Source organism: Stenotrophomonas sp. TWI377, from assembly GCF_039674525.1.
Taxonomy (GTDB): Bacteria; Pseudomonadota; Gammaproteobacteria; order Xanthomonadales; family Xanthomonadaceae; genus Stenotrophomonas.
Genome location: NZ_JBDJNT010000003.1, coordinates 66,719 through 74,448, shown reverse-complemented (window position 1 = coordinate 74,448; position 7,730 = coordinate 66,719). Strand labels below are relative to the sequence as shown.

Sequence of the window (7,730 nt, the reverse complement as noted above, 5' to 3'; positions counted from 1 at the left end):
ATGATCCGCCGCCTCCACGACACCAACGACCTGGTACGCGCGTTCCCGCGCGTGCACTTCGTCGGCATCGGTGGCACCGGCATGAGCGGCATCGCCGAAGTGATGCTGACGCTGGGCTATGAAGTGTCCGGCTCGGACAATGCCGACAACGCCGCGACCCGCCGCCTGGCCGGCCTGGGTGCGCGCGTGATGCGCGGCCACTCGGCCGCCAATGTGCTCGGTACCGACTGCGTGGTCGTCTCCAGCGCGATCCGCGATGACAACCCGGAGCTGATGGAAGCACGCAGCCAGCGCATCCCGATCATGCCGCGCGCGGCGATGCTGGCCGAACTGATGCGCTTCCGCCGCGGCATCGCGGTGGCCGGCACGCACGGCAAGACCACCACCACCAGCCTGACCGCCGCGGTGCTGAGCGAAGGCGGGCTGGACCCGACCTTCGTGATCGGCGGCCAGCTGCTCGCCGCCGGTGCCAACGCCAAGCTCGGCGGTGGCCAGTGGCTGGTGGCCGAAGCCGACGAGAGCGATGGCAGCTTCCTGCGCCTGAACCCGCTGGTTTCGGTGATCACCAACATCGATTCGGACCACCTGGAAAACTACGGTAACGATTTCGCCCGCGTCCAGGCCGCGTTCGCCGAGTTCCTGCAGCGCCTGCCGTTCTACGGGCTGGCGGTGCTGTGCATCGACGATCCGGAAGTGGCCGCATTGGCGGCGCAGACGCCGCGCCATGTCATGAGCTATGGCATGAGCAGCAACGCCGACGTGCGCGCCGAGGACGTGGTCCAGGACGGCCCGCGCATGCATTTCACCCTGCGCCTGCCGGAAGGCAGCAGCCACCCGGTGACGCTGGCCCTGCCGGGCGCGCACAACGTGCTCAACGCGCTGGCCGCCGCCGCCGTGGGCTGGCAGCTGGGCGTGGCCCCGGACGCGATCGCGCGTGCGCTGGAGAGCTTTGCCGGCATCGGCCGCCGCTTCAATGACCTGGGCATCGTCACCACGCACACCGGCGCCAAGGTCCGCGTGATCGACGACTACGGCCACCACCCGCGTGAGCTGGCCGCCGTGTTCGCCGCTGCCCGCGGCGGCTGGCCGAGCCAGCGCCTGGTCGTGGCGTTCCAGCCGCACCGTTACAGCCGTACCCGCGATCAGTTCGATGCCTTTGCCGCCGTGCTGTCCGAAGTGGATGCGCTGGTGCTGAGCGAGGTGTACCCGGCCGGCGAAGCGCCGATCCCGGGGGCCGATTCGCGTTCGCTGGCCCGCGCCATCCGTGCGCGCGGCCGCAGCGAGCCGGTCGTGGTCGGCAACGCCGCCGAACTGGCGCACGTGCTGCCTGACGTGCTGCAGGACGGTGACCTGCTGCTGATGATGGGGGCCGGCGACATCGGCTACATCGCCCAGCAGATCGCCGGCGAAGGTTTCCAGGAGACCCCGGCGGCATGAACGCGCTGACCTTCCCGCCGCTGCGCCTCACCGACCCGGCCATGTTCGGCCGCGTCGCCGTGCTGCTGGGTGGCACCTCCAGCGAGCGCAACGTCTCGCTGGATTCCGGCCGCAACGTGATCGAAGCGCTGCGCGCGCGCGGCGTCGATGCGATCGCGGTCGACGGCATCCCGGCCCTGGCGCTGGCGCTGGTCGAGAAGCGCTTCGACCGCGTGTTCAACATCCTCCACGGCCATAACGGCGGTGGCGAGGACGGCATCGTGCAGGGCCTGATGGAAGCCTTCGGCGTGCCCTACACCGGCTCGGACGTGCTGGGCTCGGCGTTGAGCATGGACAAGATCCGCACCAAGCAGGTGTGGCTGTCGCACGGCCTGCCGACCCCGCGCTTCATCGCGCTGGACCAGGCCTCCGATGTCCACGCCGCCGCGGCCGAGCTCGGCCTGCCGGTGGTGGTCAAGCCGGCCAACGAAGGCTCCAGCGTCGGCATCAGCCGCGTGGTGGAAGCGGCCGGGCTGGATGAGGCGGTCGCGCTGGCGGTGCGCTATGACGGCCAGCTGCTGATGGAGCAGATGGTGGTCGGTGATGAGTTGACCGTGGCGATCCTGGGTGACCAGGCGCTGCCGTCGATCCGCATCGTGCCCAAGGGGCAGTGGTACGACTACAACGCCAAGTACATCGCCGAGGATACCCAGTACCTGTGCCCGGGCCTGGAGGGCGAGGATGAAATCGAGATCCGCCGCCTCGCACTGGCCGCGTTCCGCGCCGCCGGTTGCCGTGGCTGGGGCCGGGTGGACGTGATGCGCGACCGCAGCAGCGGCCGCTTCTACCTGTTGGAAGTGAACACCGCGCCGGGCATGACCAGCCATTCGCTGGTGCCCAAATCGGCCAGCCAGGCCGGGATCGGCTTTGAAGAGCTGGTCTGGCGCGTGCTGGAACAGACCCTGCCGGGTCACGCAGCACAGGAGCACAGCCACGCATGAACGCGGTGCTGCGCATCTTCGTCTGGTTGCTGGCCCTGTCGGTCGTGGCACTGCCCGTAGTGGCCGTGCTCAACGGCTGGGTCGGTGCCGAGCGGTGGCCGTTGGCCAAGCTGCGCGTGCACGGTGAGTTCAAGCGGGTCCCGGCCGAACAGCTGCAGCAGGTCGTGTTGCCGTACGCGAAGTCCGGCTTCTTCGCGGTCAAGCTGCAGGATGCCCAGGACGCCATCGAAACACTGCCGTGGGTGGAAAGCGCGCAGGTCCGCAAGCAGTGGCCGGACGTGCTGGAAATCACCCTGGTCGAGCACAAGCCGTTCGCGCGCTGGGGCCACGACCGCCTCCTTTCCGAGCAGGGCAAGCTGTTCGCCACGCCGAAGAAGCTGCGGGACCTGGAGCTGCCCGACCTGGACGGGCCGGACAGCCAGACTGAAGAAGTCGTGGCGCTCTACAACGATGCGCGCGCGCTGTTCGCGCCGGCCGGGGTGGACGTCAAGCGGGTCACCATGGACGCACGCGGCAGCTGGTCGCTGGTGCTGAGCAATGGCACCGAAGTGGTGGTGGGCCGCGACGATGCCCGCTCGCGCCTGCAGCGGTTCGTGCGCGTACTGCCACAGCTGGCCAACCAGGCGGCGCCGATCGAGCGCGCCGACCTCCGATACACCAATGGTTTCACGCTGAGCTGGGGTACCCCGGCTCCGGCCGCACCGGCCACGCCGGCCACTGTGGCGCACAGGACGCAGGACAGGACATGAATCGCAAGGGTGACAAATCACTGATCGTTGGTCTGGATATCGGCACCTCCAAGGTGGTGGCGCTGGTCGGCGAGTATTCGCCGGGCAATCCGATCGAGGTCATCGGCATCGGCTCGCACGAATCGCGCGGTCTCAAGCGCGGCGTGGTGGTGGATATCGAATCCACCGTGCAGTCCATCCAGCGTGCGGTCGAAGAGGCCGAGCTGATGGCCGGGTGCGAAATCCGCTCGGTGTATGCCTCGATCTCCGGCAACCACGTGCAGTGCAAGAACTCGCCCGGCATCGTGCCGATCCGCGACGGCGAAGTGACCTGGGGCGACCTGGATCGCGTGCTGGATGCGGCCAAGGCGGTGGCGATCCCGGCCGACCAGAAGATCCTGCATGCGATCCCGCGCGAGTACGTGCTGGACGATTCGCAGGAAGGCATCCGCAACCCGGTCGGCATGACCGGCGTGCGCCTGGAAGTGCATGCCCACCTGGTGGTGTGTGCACAGTCGGCGGCGGCCAACATCTCCAAGTGCGTGCAGCGCTGCGGCCTGCAGGTCGATGACCTGGTGCTCTCTTCGCTGGCCTCCAGCGTGGCCGTGCTGACCGCCGACGAGCGCGAGCTGGGCGTGGTGCTGGTCGACATGGGTGCCGGCACCACCGACCTGGCCGTGTTCGTGCAGGGCGCGATCTGCCACACCGCCTCGCTGCCGATCGCTGGCGACCACGTCACCAACGACATCGCGCACATGCTGCGCACGCCGACGCCGGAAGCCGAGCAGATCAAGGTGCGCTATGCCTGCGCCCTGGCCCAGCTGGCCACCGCCGAGGAAAGCATCCAGGTACCCAGCGTCGGCGATCGTCCGCCGCGCCGGATGCCACGCCACGCACTCGCCCAGGCAGTGCAGGGCCGTTACGAAGAGATCTTCGAGATGGTGCAGGCCGAACTGCGCCGCTCCGGTTTCGAGGAGCTGGTGCGCGCCGGCATGGTGCTTACCGGCGGTGCCTCGAAGATGGAAGGCGTGGTCGAACTGGCCGAGGAAATGCTGCAGATGCCGGTGCGCGTGGGCATTCCGCAGCACGTCACCGGGCTGGGCGAAGTGGTGGGCAACCCGGTGCATGCCACCGGCGTGGGCCTGCTGCTGATGGGCAGCCAGATCGAACACCCGCGTCGCCCGTCGCTGCCCACCGGCCGCGCCGGCAGCATGTTCAAGAAACTCAAAACCTGGTTCCGCGGCGAGTTCTGACGCGGCCCGCGGTAGAGCCGACCGTTGGTCGGCTGCATCACCTGCACCCCCGCACCACTGCAACGCAACGCACCACTGCAACGCAACGCACCACTGCAACGCAACGCACCACCGCAACACGGCAGCACCGGCAACACACAACCCACACAGCCGCAACGGCAACATGACGCGCGAAAGGCAGGAGGCCTGACCGCCCATGCCACCGAAAGCGGATACAACGAGGACACGGACATGGCGCATTTCGAACTGATTGAAAAGATGGCACCCAATGCGGTGATCAAGGTGATCGGCGTGGGCGGCGGCGGCGGTAACGCCGTGGCGCACATGGTCAGCACCAGTGTGGACGGCGTGGAATTCATCACCGCCAACACCGACTCGCAGGCGATCAAGAACTGCGGTGCCAAGCTGCAGCTGCAGCTGGGTACCAACGTCACCAAGGGCCTGGGCGCAGGCGCGAACCCGGAAGTCGGCCGCCAGGCCGCGCTGGAAGACCGCGAGCGCATCATGGACGCCCTGCAGGGTGCGGACATGGTGTTCATCACCGCCGGCATGGGCGGCGGTACCGGCACCGGTGCAGCCCCGGTCGTGGCCCAGCTGGCCAAGGAGATGGGCATCCTGACCGTCGCCGTGGTCACCAAGCCGTTCCCGTTCGAAGGCCGTCGCCGCATGCAGGTCGCGCTGAAGGGCATCGAGGAACTGAGCCAGCATTGCGACTCGCTGATCACCATCCCGAACGAAAAGCTGATCACCGTGCTGGGCCGCAACGCCACCATGATCCAGGCCTTCCGTGCCGCCAACGACGTCCTCCAGGGCGCCGTGCAGGGCATCGCCGACCTGATCGTGCGTCCGGGCCTGATCAACGTCGACTTCGCCGACGTGCGCACCGTCATGTCCGAAATGGGCCTGGCGATGATGGGCACCGGCACCGCGCGTGGCGATGACCGCGCCCAGGCCGCTGCCGAAGCCGCCATCCAGAACCCGCTGCTGGACGATGTGAACCTGGCCGGTGCCAACGGCATCCTGGTCAACATCACCGCCGGCGCCGACTTCACGATGGCCGAGTTCGACGAGATCGGCCGCACCATCGATGGCTTCGCCTCCGAAGATGCCACCGTGGTCGTGGGTACGGTCCTGGATCCGGACATGCAGGACGAAGTCCGCGTGACCGTGGTCGCCACCGGCCTGAACCGTGCCGTCACCGCCAAGACCCAGCGTCCGGGCGAGCGCGCACCGATCAAGCTGGTCCGCAACGCCACCACCGGCCAGCCGGAGTTCGGCGAGTTCGACAACGGCGGCGATGCGGTTTCCAAGGCCGTGGGCGGAATGGGCATGGGCATGGGCCTGCGTCGTCCGAGCGCCGACACCGTGGCCCCGTCGGCCCCGAGCGCGTCGGGTCCGGCTGCTGCTGAACTGCCGAACGATTACCTGGACATCCCGGCGTTCCTGCGCCGCCAGGCGGACTGAGTACTGCGTGCCGGGGCCTTGTCCTCCCCGGTAAGCACCTCCATGTCCCATGCTGCCGGGCCAGGATCGGCCCGGCAGTCTGACCGCCGTCGTGCATCGCGCACGTCCGGGCAGTGCTGTCGACGCACCACGGTTCACGGAAGGGACAGCGGTAGTGCGTGTTATTCTTGTTTGTCACAGCCGCGCTGACCGCGCGCTTTCTGGTCCTGCCCCCCGATGATTCCGCAACGCACCCTCAAGAACACGATCCGCGCCACCGGCGTTGGCCTTCACAGTGGTGACAAGGTCTACATGACCCTGCGCCCGGCCCCGGTCAACCACGGCATCGTCTTCCGTCGCGTCGATATGGACCCGGTGGTGGAAGTGCCCGCGCGTGCGGACCTGGTCACCGAAGTCACGCTGTGCACCGGCCTGACCTATCACGAGGCCAAGATCCAGACCGTCGAACACCTGATGTCGGCCCTGGCCGGCCTGGGTGTGGACAACATCATCGTGGAACTGTCCTCGGCCGAGCTGCCGATCATGGACGGTTCCTCCGGCCCGTTCGTCTTCCTGCTGCAGTCGGCGGGCATCGCCGAGCAGGACGCGCCGAAACGCTTCATCCGCATTCTCAAGACGGTGGAAGTCACCGAGGGCGACAAGGTCGCCCGCTTCGAGCCGTACGAAGGCTACAAGCTCGGTTTCACCATCCAGTTCAACCACCCGATGATCCCGGCCAAGCAGTCGCGGGCGGAAATCGACTTCTCGACCCTGGCCTACACCAAGGAAATCTCGCGCGCCCGGACCTTCGGCTTCATGCGGGATCTGGAGTACATGCGCGAGCGCAACCTGGGTCTGGGCGGTTCGATGGACAACGCCATCGTGCTCGACGAGTTCCGCGTGCTCAACGACGACGGCCTGCGCTACGCCGATGAGTTCGTGCGCCACAAGATCCTCGACGCGATCGGCGATCTGTATCTGGCCGGCGGCCAGGTGCTGGGCGCGTACGAAGGCTTCAAGTCGGGCCACGCGCTCAACAACAAGCTGGTGCGCGCGTTGCTGGCCGATGCCACGGCGTGGGAGTGGGTCAGCTACGACTCGCCTGCCGCCACGGCGCCGGTGGTTTACGGGCTGCCGGCGTACGCCTGAGCCGTCATCACGTAAGTCATTGATATGAAAAGAAATAGAACGGCGCCTGGGGCGCCGTTTCTGTTTCCTGCGGTCCAGGCCGATGGAAGGCGGCGTGATCTTGACGTCAATGAACCGTAGGGGTGCACAGCGCACAGATTTGTGAACCTCATCAAGGTTTCTGCCGAATTTAACGTTAATTTAATAAAACACTAACGACTGGCGGCACTGACGCCGCTACAGTGCAGACCGGCTCCCAGCCAAAGTTCACGTGATCGTGACGCGGCCGGGAAGGGGCGGGATGCCCCGATGGCTTCACGATTTGGAGGAATCCACATCGCGCAGACAAGCCAACGCGTCGCGTAGCCCTTTGTGCGTGGCGGCTGAAACAGCGTGGGGGCCATTCCTGTTGTCGACCGCTGGGGAGCGTGGGGGAGGGGCAGATGCTGTTTTGACGGTCACCTTGGTGACCTTCAGCCCGATGGACCGGGCCGCGTCGATCAACTGTGCTTCGGCAAGCCGGACCTTGGCATGCCACACGGGAGATTCGACGAGAAAAACGAGGTGCTCGCCGTTTACATTCGCCAGCCGGCAACGGGTGGCCAGTGCAGGCGGCAAATGGGGGCGCAATTGACGGTCCAGCGCGTCGAGCCACAAGGCACGACGCAGCGGGTTACCGGCTTTGTCCGCCATGACCGCATCCAGCGCCGGCTTCGGCGTGGATGGGGAACGGGCACTGGATTTCGGCTCAGACATGAAAA

General features: G+C 67.0%; 7 protein-coding genes. 6 read left to right on the top strand and 1 reads right to left on the bottom strand.

From position 1 onward, the window contains the following. From murC to lpxC, 6 genes are all read left to right on the top strand, one after another. Window positions 1-1,437 carry a UDP-N-acetylmuramate--L-alanine ligase gene (gene murC / locus ABE546_RS04970; protein WP_313210226.1) on the top strand — a complete coding sequence of 479 codons (1,437 nt, stop codon included), beginning with the start codon at window positions 1-3 and terminating at the stop codon, window positions 1,435-1,437. Continuing rightward, complete coding sequence (locus ABE546_RS04965; RefSeq protein WP_313210224.1) at window positions 1,434-2,417, top strand: D-alanine--D-alanine ligase; 984 nt, start codon at window positions 1,434-1,436, stop codon at window positions 2,415-2,417. Before murC ends, ABE546_RS04965 begins: the two co-directional genes overlap by 4 nt. After that, the gene (locus ABE546_RS04960; protein WP_346462847.1) at window positions 2,414-3,166 is read left to right on the top strand and encodes a cell division protein FtsQ/DivIB; all 753 of its coding nucleotides are present in this window, start codon (window positions 2,414-2,416) and stop codon (window positions 3,164-3,166) included. Before ABE546_RS04965 ends, ABE546_RS04960 begins: the two co-directional genes overlap by 4 nt. Then, window positions 3,163-4,398 carry a cell division protein FtsA gene (gene ftsA / locus ABE546_RS04955; RefSeq protein ID WP_017355446.1) on the top strand — a complete coding sequence of 412 codons (1,236 nt, stop codon included), beginning with the start codon at window positions 3,163-3,165 and terminating at the stop codon, window positions 4,396-4,398. The genes ABE546_RS04960 and ftsA overlap by 4 nt, the downstream gene beginning before the upstream one ends. Window positions 4,399-4,629: 231 nt before the next feature. After that, window positions 4,630-5,862, top strand: a complete 1,233-nt coding sequence (gene ftsZ / locus ABE546_RS04950; protein ID WP_019182482.1) for a cell division protein FtsZ — start codon at window positions 4,630-4,632, stop codon at window positions 5,860-5,862. Window positions 5,863-6,078: 216 nt separating this feature from the next. After that, window positions 6,079-6,990 carry a UDP-3-O-acyl-N-acetylglucosamine deacetylase gene (lpxC, locus tag ABE546_RS04945; protein ID WP_313210219.1) on the top strand — a complete coding sequence of 304 codons (912 nt, stop codon included), beginning with the start codon at window positions 6,079-6,081 and terminating at the stop codon, window positions 6,988-6,990. Window positions 6,991-7,284: 294 nt separating this feature from the next. On the opposite strand, the gene ABE546_RS04940 is transcribed toward lpxC, so the two are convergent. Beyond that, entirely contained in the window at window positions 7,285-7,725 is a 441-nt protein-coding gene (locus ABE546_RS04940) for a DUF721 domain-containing protein (protein ID WP_282258203.1), read from the bottom strand. Window positions 7,726-7,730 lie beyond the last annotated feature (5 nt).